This window comes from Pseudomonas baetica, from assembly GCF_019733355.1.
GTDB classification, from domain to species: domain Bacteria; phylum Pseudomonadota; class Gammaproteobacteria; order Pseudomonadales; family Pseudomonadaceae; genus Aquipseudomonas; species Aquipseudomonas baetica_A.
In genome coordinates this window covers 60,765-76,772 of sequence record NZ_JAIHLQ010000023.1, presented here as the reverse complement: position 1 = coordinate 76,772, position 16,008 = coordinate 60,765, and the positions used below count along the sequence as shown (strand labels likewise).

The window sequence follows — 16,008 nt, the reverse complement described above, 5'->3', positions numbered from 1 at the left end:
GACCACGCCTATCAGGTTTTCAGGCCTGATCCGGCTGTATGGGTTTGCGGCAGAAAGCTGCGGTGTATCGACTAAACTACGCTTTTTCGCCGATTTTGCCGGTTTAGTCCTTCGTTAATACGATTCTTTGAGGTGCCGCTGGTGCCTCGACAAAATGTTGCGCGTGAACAAGCTGGGTGAAACACAGTCTGTTCTGCATCGAATATTTATTTGCCGGGGCGCCCTTATGGCGCGTCGCTACTGTGAGATAGCCGTCCTCCATGTTTGGTTCCAACGACGACAAGAAGACCCCAGCTGCGGCTGGCGAGAAGAAAAGCCTGTTCGGATGGCTGCGTAAAAAACCGCAGGAACCCGTCGTCGAACAGCCGCCCGCGATTCCTGAACCGGTCCCCGCACCCGCTCCTGTAATAGAAGAAGAGCCGGCGCCGACCATTCTGCCGATTGCCGAGCCAGTGTTACAACCGGCGGCCGAGCCAGAGCCAGCGCCAGCGCCGGAGGTGGTTGCCGAGTTGCCGCTGACCCCGGTTGCAGAGCCGTGGCTCACCTTGCCAGTGGCCGAAGAGCCGGTGGCGCTGGTGGAAGAAGCCGCCCCCCACGTCACGCCGCCAATTCCTGCGCCGGCCGCGTTCGTTGCCGAGGTGGCTCCTGCGCCTGTGGTTGAACCGGTTATCGAGCCTGCGCCGGTTGTTCCTGAGCCTGTTGCACCCGTGGTTGTTGAGTCAGTGGCTCCAGTCGTCCAGCCACCAGAGCCGGAACCCGCGCCAGTTGTTGCCGCGCCAATCGTTGCGGCGGACGCTGCGCCCGCGCCAGTGTCCGCCGAAGCCCCGCGCACCGAAGAAACCAAAGCCGGCTTCTTCGCCCGTCTCAAACAAGGCTTGTCGAAGACCAGCGCCAGCATCGGCGAGGGCATGGCCAGCCTGTTTCTCGGCAGGAAGACCATCGATGACGAGCTGCTCGATGACCTCGAAACCCGTCTGCTGACGGCCGACGTTGGTGTCGAAGCCACTACGGCGATCATTCAACGCCTGACCCAGAAGGTCGCGCGCAAAGAGTTGGCCGATGCCGACGCGTTGTACAAGTCTTTGCAGGCTGAGCTGGCTGCGATGCTCAAACCGGTCGAGCAGCCGCTGAAGATCGTTTCGCAAAACAAGCCGTTCGTGATTCTGGTGGTCGGCGTCAACGGCGCTGGCAAGACCACGACCATCGGCAAACTGGCGAAGAAGCTGCAACTGGAAGGCAAGAAAGTCATGCTCGCCGCCGGTGACACCTTCCGCGCCGCCGCTGTGGAACAATTGCAGGTTTGGGGCGAGCGCAACAAGATCCCGGTGATCGCTCAGCACACCGGCGCCGACTCGGCTTCGGTGATCTTCGACGCCGTGCAAGCCGCCAAGGCCCGTGGCATCGACGTGCTGATCGCTGACACCGCCGGGCGTTTGCACACCAAAGACAACTTGATGGAAGAGCTGAAAAAGGTTCGCCGGGTTATCGGCAAGCTCGACGCCGACGCCCCGCACGAAGTGCTGCTGGTGCTTGACGCCGGTACCGGCCAGAACGCCATCAACCAGGCCAAGCAATTCAACCAGACCGTCACACTGACTGGCCTGGCGCTGACCAAACTCGACGGCACCGCCAAGGGCGGGGTGATTTTTGCCTTGGCCAAGCAGTTTGGTCTGCCGATCCGCTACATCGGCGTCGGTGAAGGCATCGACGACTTGCGTACCTTTGAAGCCGAACCCTTTGTCCAGGCATTGTTTGCCGAGCGGGAGCGTTCATGATTCGTTTCGAACAGGTCGGTAAACGCTACCCGAACGGTCACGTCGGCTTGCATGAGCTGAGCTTTCGAGTCCGTCGTGGCGAGTTCTTGTTTGTCACCGGCCATTCCGGCGCAGGCAAATCCACCTTGTTGCGCTTGTTGCTGGCGATGGAGCGTCCAACCAGCGGCAAGTTGCTGCTGGCCGGGCAAGACCTGAGCACCATCAGCAACGCGCAGATTCCGTTCCTGCGCCGGCAGATCGGTGTGGTGTTCCAGAATCACCAGTTGCTGTTTGACCGCACCGTTTTCAACAATGTCGCGTTGCCGCTGCAGATTCTCGGCTTGTCCAAGGCCGAAATCGCCAAGCGGGTCGACTCGGCGCTGGAGCGCGTGGCGCTGTCGGATAAAACCGATCTGTACCCGGGCGACCTGTCCACCGGTCAGCAGCAGCGCGTCGGCATCGCCCGCGCCATCGTTCACCGCCCAGCGTTACTGCTGGCGGACGAACCGACCGGTAACCTCGACCCGCGACTGGCGGCCGAGATCATGGGCGTGTTCGAAGATATCAATCGTCTGGGCACCAGCGTGCTGATCGCCAGTCACGACCTGGCGCTGATCGCGCGCATGCGTCACCGCATGTTGACCCTGCAACGTGGCCGATTGATCGGCGACGGGGAGGCCGGCGTATGAGTGCGACTCGCAGTCCGAAGGTTTCCGAGCGCGTGGCCCCGAAAGCCGCCGATCCGCAACCGCCAAAAAAGAAAAAGCACGACGATGATGACGGACCGGACTTCGCCACGTTGTTTCGCGCCTGGGTCGAAAGCCACCGTGCCAGTCTGCTCGACAGTTTGCGTCGTCTGGGCAAGCAGCCGATCGGCAGTTTCTTCACCTGCATGGTGATGGCCGTGGCGCTGAGCCTGCCGATGGGCCTGTCGTTGTTGCTTAATAACGTTGAGCGTCTTGGCGGTTCGTGGCAGCGTGCGGCGCAGATCTCGCTGTATCTGCAACTCGATGCCAGCCCAGAGCAGGGCGAGTCGCTGCGCGAGCAGATCAAAGCCATGCCCGGTGTAGCTGATGCTGAATATGTCGGCCGTGATCAGGCGCTGGAAGAGTTCCAGCAGCAGTCGGGATTGGGCGAAGCCCTGCGTGAGCTGCCCGAAAACCCACTCCCGGGCGTAGTGCTGGTGACACCGGACGAGGTCGATAAAGCGACGCTGGAAGCATTAAGACAAAAACTTTCCGAACTGCCCAAGGTACAACAGGCGCAACTTGATCTAGTCTGGGTCGAGCGTCTGGCCGCCATCCTCAAGCTCGGCGATCGTTTTGTCTTCGGCCTGACGGTGCTTTTGGTGTCTGCATTACTTTTGGTGATAGGCAATACCATTCGTCTTCATATTGAAAACCGCCGCACCGAGATAGAAGTGATTAAACTCGTCGGCGGCACTGACAGCTATGTTCGCCGTCCTTTCCTTTATATGGGCGCGCTGTATGGCTTCGGTGCGGGGCTGTTGTCCTGGGGAGTATTGGCGTTCGGCCTGAACTGGCTGAACGATGCGGTGGTTGGACTGGCCGGCTTGTACGGCAGTGATTTCGCACTGGCCGGAGTGCCAGTTGCCGACGGTCTGTCGCTCTTGCTTGGCGCGGTGCTGTTGGGTTATATCGGTGCATGGATTGCAGTAGCACGCCATCTCAGGGAGCTGGCGCCGAAGTAGAATCTTTTTGCGCGTGATTGGCCTTACGGTTTTTTTGGGAACTTGTACTTGAGTTCCCGGTCAATTTTTCGCAGTGCTGAAAGGCACGAGTATGTAAGTCGGAGGTTTTTTCGTATGACCAATTCTTTGCAACCTGCGTACGCGTTGGTTCCAGGTGCGAACCTGGAAGCCTATGTGCACACCGTCAACAGCATTCCATTGCTGACGCCGGAGCAGGAGCGTGAACTGGCCGAGAGTCTCTACTATGAGCAGGATTTGGGGGCGGCTCGGCAGATGGTGCTCGCCCACCTGCGTTTTGTCGTACACATTGCCCGTAGCTATTCCGGCTACGGTCTGGCTCAGGCTGACCTGATCCAGGAAGGTAACGTCGGCCTGATGAAGGCCGTAAAACGTTTCAACCCGGAAATGGGTGTGCGCCTGGTGTCGTTCGCTGTGCACTGGATCAAGGCGGAAATTCACGAGTTCATCCTGCGCAACTGGCGCATTGTGAAAGTCGCGACCACCAAGGCCCAGCGCAAGCTGTTCTTCAACCTGCGCAGCCAGAAGAAACGTCTGGCGTGGCTGAACAACGAGGAAGTCCACCGTGTGGCGGAAAGCCTCGGCGTCGAGCCGCGGGAAGTGCGAGAGATGGAAAGTCGCCTGACCGGCCATGACATGGCTTTCGACCCGGCTGCCGAAGCCGACGATGACAGCGCTTTCCAGTCGCCTGCCAATTATCTGGAAGACCACCGGTACGACCCGGCGCGTCAACTGGAAGATGCTGACTGGAGCGACAACTCCAACCACAACCTGCACGAAGCGCTGGAAGTGCTGGACGAACGTAGCCGTGACATCCTTTACCAGCGTTGGCTGGCAGAAGAAAAAGCCACGCTGCACGACCTGGCGCAGAAGTACAACGTGTCGGCCGAGCGTATCCGTCAGCTTGAAAAAAGCGCGATGAACAAGCTCAAGTTGTCGATTGCCGCGTAACCGGCATCCAGGCCATAAAAAACGCCCCGATCAGTAATGGTCGGGGCGTTTTTTATGGTTCAGTGCAAACCCAAATGTGGGAGCGGGGCTTGCTCGCGAAAGCGTTAGATCATTGAACATTGATGTTGTCTGACTCGACGCCTTCGCGGGCAAGCCCGGCACCCACAGGAGGCTTCAGGGCTGTAAGACGGCGTTTCGTTATTCGGACCAAGGCGCCCGACGTGAATCATTGAGCCCGAGCAGATAGCCCGTCCCGCCCAACTGCCTCATCTGCTGGCGAATCCATCCCGCTCGCCGCGAGACATACGCGGTCGGATGGCTTGCGCTCCAAACCCGTGGGTTCGGCAATACCGCTGCCAGATAACTTGCCTGCTGGCGGGACAGCGACTTGGCGCTCACACCAAAGTGATGACGGGCCGCTGCTTCGGCACCAAACACACCGTCATCCCACTCGACGCTGTTCAGATACACCTCAAGAATCCGCTGCTTGGGCCAGAACACCTCGATCAGCGCGGTAAACCACGCTTCCAGGCCTTTACGCAGATAGCTGCGGCCGGACCACAGAAACAGATTTTTCGAGACTTGCTGGCTCAAAGTGCTTGCGCCACGGATCGAGCCGCCGAGTTCGTTATGGGCCAGTGCTGCCTGAATGGCGCCAAAGTCAAAACCCCAGTGCTCGGGAAACTTCTGATCCTCACCGGCCATGACCGCCACTTTGAGATCGTCGGAAATCTCGTTCCACGGCTTCCAGGTGCGTTGCAGGTCGATGGGTTCGCCGTCGACCCAGGATTGGATCTTGCGCTCGACCATCAGCGCCGTTCCCGGCGGCGGCACGAAGCGAAAAACCAGCACCAGCAAGATGCTGCCACCCGCGAACCAGAGCAGGGCTTTCGTGAGTCGACGGAAAATAGAACGCAGCATAGAGATGGCTTGGCCGAACCGGTGGAGCGGGCCATTATACAGACCCTGTCGATCGAGTCTGAATGGAGTTCCCAATGTTGCGTGGCTTTCTGATGCTGGCCGCTTTCTTTGGTTTTACTGGCGTTGCTTTGGGGGCGTTCGCCGCTCATGGCCTGAAAAGTCGCCTGACGCCCGAGTACCTTGCGATTTTCCACACAGGTGTCACCTATCAACTGGTGCATACCTTGGCGCTGTTTGGTGTTGCGCTGCTGGCCACGCAGATTCAGGGGCGACTGGTGACCTGGGCTGGCGTTTCGTTCGCTGTCGGTATTGTGTTGTTCTCCGGCAGTCTCTACGTGCTGACTACCGCCGGCATCAGCAAGCTCGGCATCATCACCCCGTTCGGCGGCCTCGCGTTTCTGGTCGGTTGGTTATGTCTGGGGCTCGCCGCCTGGCGCTTGCAGCTAACCGCTTGACGCTTGGTGCTGACCTTTAGGTCATGATCGGGCTAGAATGCCAGCCCCTAAAAATGATGGCGGCGTTACGCATGCGCATTCAGTTGAACGGCGAATCCCTTGAACTGCCCGACGGTGAAACCGTTGCGGCCCTGCTGATCCGTCTGGATCTGACCGGACGCCGGGTAGCAGTCGAACTCAATCTGGATATCGTCCCGCGCAGCCAGCATGCCGACACCACGCTCAACGACGGCGATAACGTCGAAGTTGTGCACGCTATCGGCGGCGGCTAATCGTCCGGTTCGCAAGGCCACAGAATTCTGCAAGACCCTCACCCCTAAAGAGGATTCCCAATGAGCATCGTTCGCAGCGACAAGCCTTTTGTTCTGGCCGGTCGTACTTACCAGTCGCGCTTGCTGGTGGGTACCGGCAAGTACCGTGACATGGACGAAACCCGCCAGGCCATCGAAGCCTCGGGTGCCGAGATCGTCACCTTCGCTGTGCGCCGTACCAACCTCGGGCAGATCGAAGGCGAGCCGAACCTGCTCGACGTGCTGTCGCCGGATCGCTACACCTTTCTGCCGAACACCGCCGGTTGCTACGACGCGATAGAAGCCGTGCGTACTTGCCGCTTGGCGCGCGAGCTGCTCGATGGCCACAATCTGGTGAAGCTGGAAGTGCTGGCTGACCAGAAGACGCTGTTCCCCAACGTGATCGAAACCCTCAAGGCCGCCGAAACGCTGGTCAAGGAAGGTTTCGACGTGATGGTTTACACCAGTGATGACCCGATCATCGCCCGGCAACTGGCAGAAATCGGTTGCATCGCGGTCATGCCGCTGGCCGGCCTGATCGGTTCCGGTCTGGGCATCTGCAACCCTTACAACCTGCAGATCATCCTCGAAGAAGCGAAAATCCCTGTGTTGGTCGATGCCGGTGTCGGCACTGCTTCCGACGCCACCATCGCCATGGAACTGGGCTGCGATGCCGTGCTGATGAACTCGGCCATCGCCCATGCCGGGCAACCAGTAATGATGGCGCAAGCCATGCAACACGCGATCGTCGCGGGCCGTCTGGCCTACCTCGCCGGCCGCATGCCGAAAAAACTCTATGCCAGCGCCTCCTCGCCGCTGGATGGTCTGATCAAGTAAGAGCCATTGATGACTGAATCGAACGACATGCCTATCCAGACGGAAGAAGGCGACGAGCGCCAACACCGCCGCATCAAGAGCTTCGTGATGCGCGCCGGGCGCATGACCGAAGGCCAGCAACGCGGTCTGGATCAGGGCGCGCCGCTGTACGTGCTGCCGCTGGCCGACGCGCCGGTGGATTACGATCAAGTGTTCGGCCGTTCGGCACCGCGCTCGCTGGAGATCGGTTTCGGCATGGGCCACTCGCTGCTGGAAATGGCGGCGGCTGCACCGGAGCAGGATTTCATCGGCGTTGAAGTTCACCGTCCGGGTGTCGGCGCACTGCTCAATGGTGTGCTGACCCAGGGCCTGACCAACCTGCGCGTCTACGATTGCGACGCGATTGAAGTGCTCAACCGCTGCATCGCCGACAACAGCCTTGATCGCCTGATGCTGTTTTTCCCGGACCCGTGGCACAAGAGCCGTCACCACAAGCGTCGTATCGTTCAGGCGTCGTTCGCTGAACTGGTGCGCAGCAAGTTGAAGGTCGGCGGCATTCTGCACATGGCCACCGACTGGGAACCGTATGCCGAGTACATGCTGGAAGTGATGAACGTCGCCCCGGGCTACCGCAACCTTGCCGAAGACGGCCAATGCGTGCCGCGTCCGGCCGAACGCCCGATCACCAAGTTCGAGCGCCGCGGCGAACGTCTTGGCCATGGCGTTTGGGATCTGAAGTTCGAAAAAATCGCTTAACCATCACGCAAAACCCAATGTGGGAGCGGGCTTGCTCGCGAAGGCGTCGTATCAGTCGATATCAATGTCGATTGATCTAACGTCTTCGCGAGCAAGCCCGCTCCCACAGTTGTTTTGTGTGTGTTGAAAATCAGCGGCGGTCGGCGACTACGCCGATCAGCACCAGCACCACCAACAGTACCGGCGCCAGACTGTAGTTGTTGAACTGGCTCAAGCCCTTGATCACCCAAGGCGTGGCGTAGATCAGTGCGGCGCCACTGCCGATCATGCACAGCAGGGCCATCAGCGGTACGCGCAAGGCGCCGGCGATGCTGCCCAGGCGTTGTTCGACCCAACCTTTGAAGTCGGCGCCGAACAGCACCAGCAGGCAACCCACCAGCGCCAGGGCGATTTCCGAGAGGTTGCTGCGGCTCCAGCGGGAGACGGTGGCCAGCAGGTCGAGTATCAAATCCATGCGTTTTCCCTTGGGACAGAAGTTGAGGGTTGGGCTCAGTTCAGAAATTGTTGCAGCAAGTCGTTGAGGAACAACTGTCCCCGCTCGGTGGCTGCCAGGCGTGACGGTTCGACCTGTAACAGGCCGCTTTGTTCTGCCTCTTGCCGGTGTTCGGCGAGACTCTCCAGGGGCAGCCCGGTGCGCTCTGGATACAGGCGCGACTCCACGCCTGCGGTCAGGCGCAGAGCGTTCATCAGAAATTCGAACGGCATCTCATCATTGGTCAGTGCCTTTTCGCCAGCCCGAAAATTTTTCGCCGGGTTGAGGTAGTCCTTCGGCAGGCGCGTCTTCCAGGTGCGCACGATACGTCCGTCCGGGTGACTGAGTTTGCCGTGGGCGCCGGCGCCGATGCCGATGAAATCGCCAAAACTCCAGTAATTAAGGTTATGCCGCGCCGGGCGACCGGGCAGGGCATAGGCCGAGACTTCGTATTGCGCGTAACCGTGCTCGGCCAGCAGCGCTTGCCCGGCTTCTTGAATGTCCCACAGCGTGTCGTCTTCCGGCAGCACAGGCGGCTGGTTCCAGAACACCGTGTTCGGTTCCAGCGTCAGTTGATACCAGGAAATGTGCGTGGGCTTGAGTTCAATGGCCTGGCGCAGATCGCTCAAGGCATCGTCCAGCGACTGGTCCGGCAAACCGTGCATCAAGTCGAGGTTGAAGTTGTCGAACCCGGCCTGCCGCGCCATGCCTGCCGCGCGCACGGCTTCATCGCCGTTGTGGATGCGGCCCAAGGCTTTGAGTTTTTCCTGCTGGAAGCTCTGAATGCCGATCGACAGGCGATTGATCCCCAGCTTGCGATACGCAACGAACTTCTCTTGCTCGAACGTCCCGGGATTGGCTTCCAGAGTGATTTCGATGTCGGCGGCGAACGGAATGCGCTGTTCGACGCCTTCCAGCAAACGCCCGAGGGCGTCGGCACTGAACAGGCTTGGTGTGCCGCCACCGAAGAAAATCGAACTCAGCTCACGACCATAGACGGCGTGCAGATCCTGATCGAGATCGGCCAGCAACGCGTCGACGTATTCCTGCTCCGGCAACACTGGGCTGGCGGTGTGTGAGTTGAAATCGCAATACGGGCATTTGCGCACACACCACGGGATGTGGATGTACAACGCCAGGGGCGGCAGCGTGGGTAGCGGTGCCCGAGGCGAAGAGGCGGCGCCGCCGATGATCAGCGACGACGCAGAGGGGGTGTCGGTCATTTCAGGCCCAGACGCTGGCGCAGCAGATCCATTGCACGGGCGCGGTGGCTGATCTGGTTCTTGTCGGCAGGTGTCAGTTCGGCGCTTGAGCAATCGCGCTCCGGCACCCAGAACAGCGGGTCGTAGCCGAAACCGTGCTCGCCGCTGGCGGAGGTCAGCATGCGCCCGTGCCACAGGCCTTCGCAGAGGATCGGCAACGGATCATCGGCGTGACGCACCAGCGCCAGGACGCAGACGAATTGCGCGCCGCGTTCGGCTTCAGGTACGTCGTTGAGGGCGTCGAGCAATTTGGCGTTGTTCGCCGCATCGCCCTTGCCGTCGGCATAGCGCGCCGAGTAGATGCCCGGCGCACCGCCGAGGAAATCCACCGCCAGACCGGAATCGTCGGCCAGCGCCGGCAGCCCGGAAATGCGTGCAGCATTGCGTGCCTTGAGAATCGCGTTCTCGACGAACGACAGGCCGGTTTCCTCCGGCTCAACCGTGCTCCACTCGCCGATCGAGCGCAGTTGCACCGATTCGCCGAGCATGGCCTGGAGTTCCTTGAGTTTGCCGGCGTTATGGCTGGCCAGTACGAGTTGCTTGAGGTTCATCATTCGCCGGGAAAAAGTTCTTGGTTGAAATTGATGGTGTCGATCTTGTCACCGGTCTGCACCTTGATTTCAAAGGTACGGGTTTCTTGCTGAGGTACCGGGTATTGGGCGATGTAGTAGATCGCGCCCTGTTCGGTGACTTGCTTGAAATTCAGCGGCACGCTCTGGCTGGTCAGGTCTTTGACCGTGCCGGTGACGCTGGCGCTCAGAGGTTTGCCGTCCTTGATCACCGAGACATTGATCACGCCTTGGTTCTTGCTGCGGATCAGTTCGGCAGCCTTGGCGATGTCTGGCGTCAGGAAGGTGGAGTTGAAGGTGTTGTAATGCACGGTGACATCACCGAACACTTCCTTGCGCTCACTCTTGATGGCATCGGCGGCCATCGCAGTGGCGCTCAGGCAGGCAGTGAATAACAACAGCGCTAAACGGCCCATGATCGTTCTCCTCGGATTGTCGTGGCTCAGACCGCGACCTTGTGGTCAGCCAGCACGGGGCTGCTGACGCGGTAGATACCAATTTCACCTAACAGATTAGGCCATAGCTTACTGGCCCACCCGTGGCGGTGCTGTTGATCTACGGCAAGCCGATCAATGACCTTCGCGTCACGTTCGCGACAAAGTTCTTCAAAGTCTTCGAAGGTGCAGAAGTGGATGTTCGGCGTGTTGTACCAGGTATATGGCAGAAACTCGGAAACCGGCATGCGGCCCTTGCTCGCCAGGTACCAGCGGCAGCGCCAGTGGCCGAAGTTGGGGAAGGTAATGATGCACTGCCGGCCAACGCGCAGCATTTCGTCGAGGATCTTGTCCGGGTAATGCACCGCCTGCAGAGCCTGGGTCATCACCACGATGTCGAAGCTGTTGCTGGCGAAGTTGCCCAGCCCCTTGTCCAGGTCCTGCTCGATGACGTTGACGCCCTTGGCCACGCACTCGGCGATGTTGCTGGCGTCGTTTTCCAGGCCATAACCGGTGACCTGTTTGTGGTCGCGCAGCCAGCTCAGCAACTCGCCGTTACCGCACCCGAGGTCGAGGACGCGGCTGCCGGCGGGGATCCATTCCTGGATGATTTCCAGATCAGCTCTCATGGCTTTCTCACAGCGTGATTCGGTTCATGTAATTGCCGAACGCCTGCAAGTAGCGGGGGATCGGAATCAGGAAGGCGTCGTGGCCCTGTGGCGCGTCGATTTCCAGGTAGCTGACGTCTTTGCGCGCCGCCATCAGTGCATCCACCAGTTCCCGCGAACGGGCCGGGGAGAAGCGCCAGTCAGTGGTGAACGACATCACGCAGAACTTGGCCGTGGCGTTCTCGAAGGTTTTCGCCAGGTTATCGTCGAAGTTCGCCGCCGGATCGAAGTAGTCCAGCGCCTTGGTCATCAACAGATAGGTGTTGGCGTCGAAGCGTCCGGAGAACTCTTCGCCCTGATAGCGCAGATAGCTTTCGACCTGGAACTCGACACTGTGGAAGTCGTAGTTGAGCTTCTCGCTCTTCAGGCCGCGGCCGAATTTCTCGCCCATGGAGTCGTCGGACAGGTAGGTGATGTGCCCGACCATCCGCGCCAGCATCAGCCCGCGCTTGGGGATCACGCCCGCTTCCTGGAACGAACCGCCGTGGAATTCCGGGTCGGTGAGGATCGCCTGGCGCGCCACTTCGTTGAAGGCGATGTTCTGCGCCGACAGCTTGGGGGCCGAAGCGATGGCCAGGCAGTGGCGTACGCGATCCGGGTAAGTAATGGTCCATTGCAGCGCCTGCATGCCGCCGAGGCTGCCGCCGATGACAGCCGCCCACTGGCCGATGCCCAGCAGGTCGGCCAGGCGCGCCTGGCTGTGCACCCAGTCTTCGACGGTCAGCACCGGGAAATCGGCGCCAAATGGCTTGCCGGTTTCCGGGTTGAGGCTGCTCGGACCGGTGGAGCCGTTGCAGCCGCCGAGGTTGTTCAGGCTGACCACGAAGAACTTGTTGGTGTCGATCGGTTTGCCGGGGCCGATGCAGCTATCCCACCAGCCGGGCTTGCGGTCGTCGGGGCTGTGATAGCCGGCAGCATGATGATGGCCGGACAAGGCATGGCAGATCAGTACAGCGTTGCTCGCCTGCGCGTTCAGCGTGCCGTAGGTTTCGTAGATCAGGTCATAGGCCGCCAGCGAACGGCCACAGGCCAAAGCCAGAGGTTCGCTGAAGTGCGCCGTGTGCGGCGTCACCAGACCAACAGAATCGGGGGGAAAGGCAGTTGGCATCGACCCTGCTCTCGTTGAAATGAGGCGTAAGTCTAAAGACCGGTGGGGTTAGCGGCAAGCAACGATCGGGCCTGATGTGTTCGCTCCTGACCGAGTTGCGGTCATTCGCGAGCAAGCCCGCTCCCACAGGGGATCGCATTCCAATGTGGGAGCGGGCTTGCTCGCGAATAGGGCGACTCGGTGCTTCAGTTTGGGCGCACTAGGTCAGGCAAATCCGGCAGCTTGTTCGGCGAGCAGATCTTCACCCGCTTCTGCCGGTTCAACTCGCCACTGAGCAAGCTGACCTGGCTTTTGGAAACCCCAAACGCCTTGGCCAGAAAACCCATCAGGTAGGCATTGGCCTTGCCCTCGACCGGTGGCGCGGTGAGACGGATCTTCAAACGATCACCGTGCAGCCCGCAGAAATCATCGCTACGGGCCGCCGGTTGCAGATGACATTCGAGGATCAGGTCGTCCCCGTCCCAGCGAAACCAGCTCACATCAGCAGGCGCAGGATTTCCGGCATCATCGTCATCGCCGCGAGGTTGTTGATCACCAGCATGTCGATCAGTTTCAGCGCCAGGAACGCGAAGATCGGCGACAGATCGAGACCGCCCAGGTTCGGCAGGAAGCGACGGAACGGCGCCAGGGCCGGTTCGCAAATCTGATTGACCAGTTCGGCCCCCGGATTGTGGCTGCCCGGAGCGACCCACGACAGGATCACACTGATGATCAGGGCGAAGAAGAAGATCTTCAGGAACAGCGCGGTCACGCCAATGATCGACCAGATAAACAGTTGCAGCGGGTTACCGGTGGTGCCGTAAGTCAGCAGCAGGGTCAGCGCCATCAGCGCCAGTTGCACGAGGATCGCCAGCACCAGCGACGACATGTCGAGGCCGAACAGGCTCGGGATGATCCGACGCAGTGGCTTGAGCAGCGGCTGAGTCGCTTTGACGATGAACTGGCAGAGAGGGTTGTAGAAGTTCGCCCGCACCAGTTGCAGGACGAAGCGCAGCAGTACGATCAGCAGGTACAGGCTGCCGAGGGTTTGCAGCACGTAAACCGCTGCGGTGTTCAATCCAATCATGTAAGGCTCCTTATTTGCCCAGTTGTTCGGCCATTTCGGCCGAGCGGTGCGCGGCGGCGCCGAGTGCTTTTTCAACCAGGGCTTCGAAACCACCGGCCTGGAACGATTTGATTGCAGCTTCAGTAGTGCCGGCCGGCGACGTCACGCGGCGGCGCAGTTCGGCGGCATCAACGTCGCTGGAAGCGGCCATGTGCGCGGCGCCGAGGGCGGTTTTCAGGGTCAGTTGTTCAGCGGTTTCTTTTGGCAGGCCGAGTTTGACGCCTGCGGCGGTCATCGCTTCGATCAGCAGGAAGAAATACGCCGGGCCGGAACCGGACACCGCAGTGACCGCATCCAGTTGCTGTTCTTCGTTCAGCCACAGCGCGATGCCGACGGCGGACAGCAGCTCTTCGGCTTGCTGGCGCTGCTCGGCGGTCACTTCGTGGGTGGCGTACAAACCGCTGACGCCCTGACGCAACAGCGCCGGAGTGTTCGGCATGCAGCGCACGATCGGCTGCTCGCCGAGCCAAGCGGTCATGCTCGCGCAAGTGATGCCGGCAGCAATCGAAACCACCAGCTGATTGGGTTTCAGGCTCGGGCGGATGGCTTCGCACACCGCTTTCATTGCCTGTGGCTTGACCGCGAGAACGATGACGTCGACGCCGTCGATGGCTTGAGCGTTATCGGCAAACGTTTCGATGCCATGCGCGGCGCTGACCTTGGCGCGGGTTTCTTCACCCGGATCGCTGGCGCGGATGTGCGCGGCTTCCAGACCCTTGGCCCGCAGGCCGCCGATGAGGCTGGCGGCCATGTTGCCGGCACCGATAAAGGCAATGCGTGTGTTGCTCATGTCAGGTCCTTATCTGGAAATGTTCAGGATTGGGAATAGTCTCGGGCGCCAAACAGGGCCGTACCGATACGAACCCAGGTGGCGCCTTGGGCGATAGCCGACTCGAGGTCGTGGCTCATGCCCATCGAAAGTGTGTCGAGCGGCAGATTCAGGCTTTCCTGCAAACGTTGCACAGCCGCAAAAGCGGCGTCCTGTTCGGCGCGATCTTCGGTCGGCTCGGGAATGGCCATCAGTCCGCGCAGTTTCAGGCGCGGCAAGGCGCTGATGGCATTGGCCAGCGCCGGCAGATCGGCCGGGGTGCAGCCTGACTTGCTGGCTTCACCGCTGACGTTGACCTGAATGCAGATGTTCAGCGGCGGCAGGTCGGCCGGGCGCTGCTCGGACAGGCGTTGGGCGATTTTCAGGCGATCCACGGAGTGCACCCAGTCGAAATGCTCGGCGATGGCGCGAGTCTTGTTCGATTGAATGGGGCCGATGAAGTGCCAGATCAAGGGCAGGTCGGCCAGTTCGAGCTGTTTGCCCAAGGCTTCCTGCAGGTAGTTCTCGCCAAAGTCACGCAGGCCGGCGGCATGCGCTTCGCGCAGGGCTTGGGCGGGTTTGGTTTTGCTTACCGCCAGCAGTTGGACGCTGTTTTCATCGCGCTTTGCAGCTTTTACCGCTGCCTGGATGCGCGAACCAACCAGTTGGATGTTGTCTGCTATCGTGGACATCAAGAGGCGCCAGCGGTCTGAAGGTTCGCGGCATTCTACTGGAATTGAGGAGCGCTATGGATATCACTGAACTGCTGGCCTTCAGCGCCAAACAGGGCGCGTCCGACCTGCACCTGTCGGCCGGTCTGCCGCCGATGATTCGCGTCGATGGCGATGTGCGACGGATCAATCTGCCCGCGCTGGATCACAAGCAAGTGCATGAGTTGATCTACGACATCATGAACGACACCCAGCGGGTCGACTTCGAGAAACACCTGGAAACGGATTTCTCCTTCGAGGTCCCCGGCGTTGCGCGTTTTCGGGTCAATGCCTTCAACCAGAATCGTGGTGCGGGCGCCGTGTTCCGGACTATTCCGTCGAAGGTTCTGACCATGGAAGACCTGGCCATGGGCGATGTCTTTCGCAAGATCACCGATGCGCCACGCGGGCTGGTGCTGGTCACCGGGCCGACCGGTTCCGGCAAGTCGACCACGCTGGCGGCGATGATCGATTACCTCAACACCCATCGCCATCACCACATCCTGACCATCGAAGATCCCATCGAATTCGTTCACGAATCGCGCAAATGTCTGATCAATCAGCGTGAAGTCCACCGCGATACCCGCAGTTTCGCCACCGCGTTGCGTTCAGCGTTGCGAGAAGACCCGGATGTGATTCTGGTGGGCGAGATGCGCGACCTGGAAACCATTCGCCTGGCGCTGACCGCGGCTGAAACCGGGCATCTGGTATTCGGCACGCTGCACACCACCTCGGCGGCCAAGACCATCGACCGGGTGGTGGACGTGTTTCCCGGTGACGAGAAATCGATGGTGCGCTCGATGCTGTCGGAGTCGTTGCTGGCGGTGGTCTCGCAGACGCTGATCAAAAAGGTCGGCGGCGGGCGGGTGGCGGCGCACGAAATCATGCTGGGCACGTCGGCGATCCGGAACCTGATCCGTGAGGACAAGGTGGCGCAGATGTATTCGGCGATTCAGACCGGAGGGTCGTTGGGGATGCAGACACTGGACATGTGCCTGAGGGATCTGGTGACCAAAGGCTTGATCAGTCGCGAGCATGCGCGGGAGAAGGCGCGGACGCCGGATAGTGTCTGAGCGGGAGCTTGTGGCGCTTCCATTGTCCCCTTCGCGAGCAAGCCCGCTGCCACCTTTGATTTGTGAACGACACAGATCCAATGTGGCAGCGGGCTTGCTCGCGAAGGGGCCAGTACTGCTTGAGCAG

Annotated in this window: 20 protein-coding genes; 9 read left to right on the top strand and 11 right to left on the bottom strand. The window is 60.4% G+C overall.

Annotation, left to right across the window (positions count from 1 at the left end):
- Window positions 1-260: 260 nt before the first annotated feature.
- The 4 genes from ftsY (at window position 261) to rpoH (ending at window position 4,434) form a co-directional block, all read left to right on the top strand.
- Entirely contained in the window at window positions 261-1,775 is a 1,515-nt protein-coding gene (gene ftsY / locus K5E40_RS20960; protein ID WP_221732398.1) for a signal recognition particle-docking protein FtsY, read from the top strand.
- A complete protein-coding gene (gene ftsE, locus K5E40_RS20955; protein WP_003229148.1) occupies window positions 1,772-2,443 on the top strand; it encodes a cell division ATP-binding protein FtsE in 672 nt (223 codons plus the stop codon). Before ftsY ends, ftsE begins: the two co-directional genes overlap by 4 nt.
- A complete protein-coding gene (ftsX, locus tag K5E40_RS20950) occupies window positions 2,440-3,465 on the top strand; it encodes a permease-like cell division protein FtsX (protein ID WP_221732397.1) in 1,026 nt (341 codons plus the stop codon). Before ftsE ends, ftsX begins: the two co-directional genes overlap by 4 nt.
- Window positions 3,466-3,579: 114 nt before the next feature.
- Complete coding sequence (rpoH, locus tag K5E40_RS20945; protein ID WP_003229146.1) at window positions 3,580-4,434, top strand: RNA polymerase sigma factor RpoH; 855 nt, start codon at window positions 3,580-3,582, stop codon at window positions 4,432-4,434.
- A gap of 198 nt (window positions 4,435-4,632) precedes the next feature.
- Here the strand turns inward: rpoH and mtgA are convergent, their stop codons facing one another.
- The gene (mtgA, locus tag K5E40_RS20940) at window positions 4,633-5,355 is read right to left on the bottom strand and encodes a monofunctional biosynthetic peptidoglycan transglycosylase (RefSeq protein WP_221732396.1); all 723 of its coding nucleotides are present in this window, start codon (window positions 5,353-5,355) and stop codon (window positions 4,633-4,635) included.
- 74 nt (window positions 5,356-5,429) lie between these two features.
- On the opposite strand from mtgA, the gene K5E40_RS20935 reads away from it, so the two are divergent.
- The 4 genes from K5E40_RS20935 to trmB all read left to right on the top strand — a co-directional run bounded on the left by K5E40_RS20935 (window position 5,430) and on the right by trmB (window position 7,672).
- On the top strand, window positions 5,430-5,810 hold the full coding sequence (locus K5E40_RS20935; protein WP_221732395.1) for a DUF423 domain-containing protein: 381 nt from the start codon (window positions 5,430-5,432) through the stop codon (window positions 5,808-5,810).
- Window positions 5,811-5,881: 71 nt separating this feature from the next.
- Entirely contained in the window at window positions 5,882-6,082 is a 201-nt protein-coding gene (gene thiS, locus K5E40_RS20930; protein WP_221732394.1) for a sulfur carrier protein ThiS, read from the top strand.
- 60 nt (window positions 6,083-6,142) lie between these two features.
- Window positions 6,143-6,937, top strand: coding sequence for a thiazole synthase (locus tag K5E40_RS20925; protein WP_150601984.1), 795 nt, complete (start codon window positions 6,143-6,145; stop codon window positions 6,935-6,937).
- Between the two features lie 9 nt (window positions 6,938-6,946).
- Window positions 6,947-7,672 (top strand): tRNA (guanosine(46)-N7)-methyltransferase TrmB, encoded by a 726-nt coding sequence (gene trmB / locus K5E40_RS20920; protein ID WP_221732393.1) that lies wholly within the window; start codon window positions 6,947-6,949, stop codon window positions 7,670-7,672.
- Between the two features lie 130 nt (window positions 7,673-7,802).
- Here the strand turns inward: trmB and K5E40_RS20915 are convergent, their stop codons facing one another.
- The 10 genes from K5E40_RS20915 to K5E40_RS20870 all read right to left on the bottom strand — a co-directional run bounded on the left by K5E40_RS20915 (window position 7,803) and on the right by K5E40_RS20870 (window position 14,790).
- The gene (locus K5E40_RS20915; RefSeq protein ID WP_095186985.1) at window positions 7,803-8,126 is read right to left on the bottom strand and encodes a DUF3392 domain-containing protein; all 324 of its coding nucleotides are present in this window, start codon (window positions 8,124-8,126) and stop codon (window positions 7,803-7,805) included.
- Window positions 8,127-8,161: 35 nt separating this feature from the next.
- Window positions 8,162-9,367, bottom strand: a complete 1,206-nt coding sequence (gene hemW / locus K5E40_RS20910; protein ID WP_260455877.1) for a radical SAM family heme chaperone HemW — start codon at window positions 9,365-9,367, stop codon at window positions 8,162-8,164.
- Window positions 9,364-9,960 carry an RdgB/HAM1 family non-canonical purine NTP pyrophosphatase gene (rdgB, locus tag K5E40_RS20905; RefSeq protein ID WP_221732392.1) on the bottom strand — a complete coding sequence of 199 codons (597 nt, stop codon included), beginning with the start codon at window positions 9,958-9,960 and terminating at the stop codon, window positions 9,364-9,366. Before rdgB ends, hemW begins: the two co-directional genes overlap by 4 nt.
- The gene (locus tag K5E40_RS20900) at window positions 9,957-10,391 is read right to left on the bottom strand and encodes a DUF4426 domain-containing protein (RefSeq protein ID WP_221732391.1); all 435 of its coding nucleotides are present in this window, start codon (window positions 10,389-10,391) and stop codon (window positions 9,957-9,959) included. The genes rdgB and K5E40_RS20900 overlap by 4 nt, the downstream gene beginning before the upstream one ends.
- Before the next feature lie 26 nt (window positions 10,392-10,417).
- Complete coding sequence (metW, locus tag K5E40_RS20895; protein WP_221732390.1) at window positions 10,418-11,038, bottom strand: methionine biosynthesis protein MetW; 621 nt, start codon at window positions 11,036-11,038, stop codon at window positions 10,418-10,420.
- A gap of 7 nt (window positions 11,039-11,045) precedes the next feature.
- Window positions 11,046-12,185: a homoserine O-acetyltransferase gene (locus tag K5E40_RS20890; RefSeq protein WP_221732389.1), complete on the bottom strand. Its 1,140-nt coding sequence runs from the start codon at window positions 12,183-12,185 to the stop codon at window positions 11,046-11,048.
- Window positions 12,186-12,370: 185 nt separating this feature from the next.
- Complete coding sequence (locus K5E40_RS20885; RefSeq protein WP_221732388.1) at window positions 12,371-12,664, bottom strand: DUF167 domain-containing protein; 294 nt, start codon at window positions 12,662-12,664, stop codon at window positions 12,371-12,373.
- Window positions 12,661-13,251: a YggT family protein gene (locus K5E40_RS20880; RefSeq protein ID WP_221732387.1), complete on the bottom strand. Its 591-nt coding sequence runs from the start codon at window positions 13,249-13,251 to the stop codon at window positions 12,661-12,663. Before K5E40_RS20880 ends, K5E40_RS20885 begins: the two co-directional genes overlap by 4 nt.
- A gap of 10 nt (window positions 13,252-13,261) precedes the next feature.
- Window positions 13,262-14,080: a pyrroline-5-carboxylate reductase gene (gene proC, locus K5E40_RS20875; protein ID WP_221732386.1), complete on the bottom strand. Its 819-nt coding sequence runs from the start codon at window positions 14,078-14,080 to the stop codon at window positions 13,262-13,264.
- A gap of 23 nt (window positions 14,081-14,103) precedes the next feature.
- A complete protein-coding gene (locus K5E40_RS20870) occupies window positions 14,104-14,790 on the bottom strand; it encodes a YggS family pyridoxal phosphate-dependent enzyme (RefSeq protein WP_221732385.1) in 687 nt (228 codons plus the stop codon).
- Between the two features lie 56 nt (window positions 14,791-14,846).
- On the opposite strand from K5E40_RS20870, the gene K5E40_RS20865 reads away from it, so the two are divergent.
- Window positions 14,847-15,881: a type IV pilus twitching motility protein PilT gene (locus K5E40_RS20865; RefSeq protein ID WP_221732384.1), complete on the top strand. Its 1,035-nt coding sequence runs from the start codon at window positions 14,847-14,849 to the stop codon at window positions 15,879-15,881.
- The last annotated feature ends 127 nt before the right edge of the window (window positions 15,882-16,008 follow it).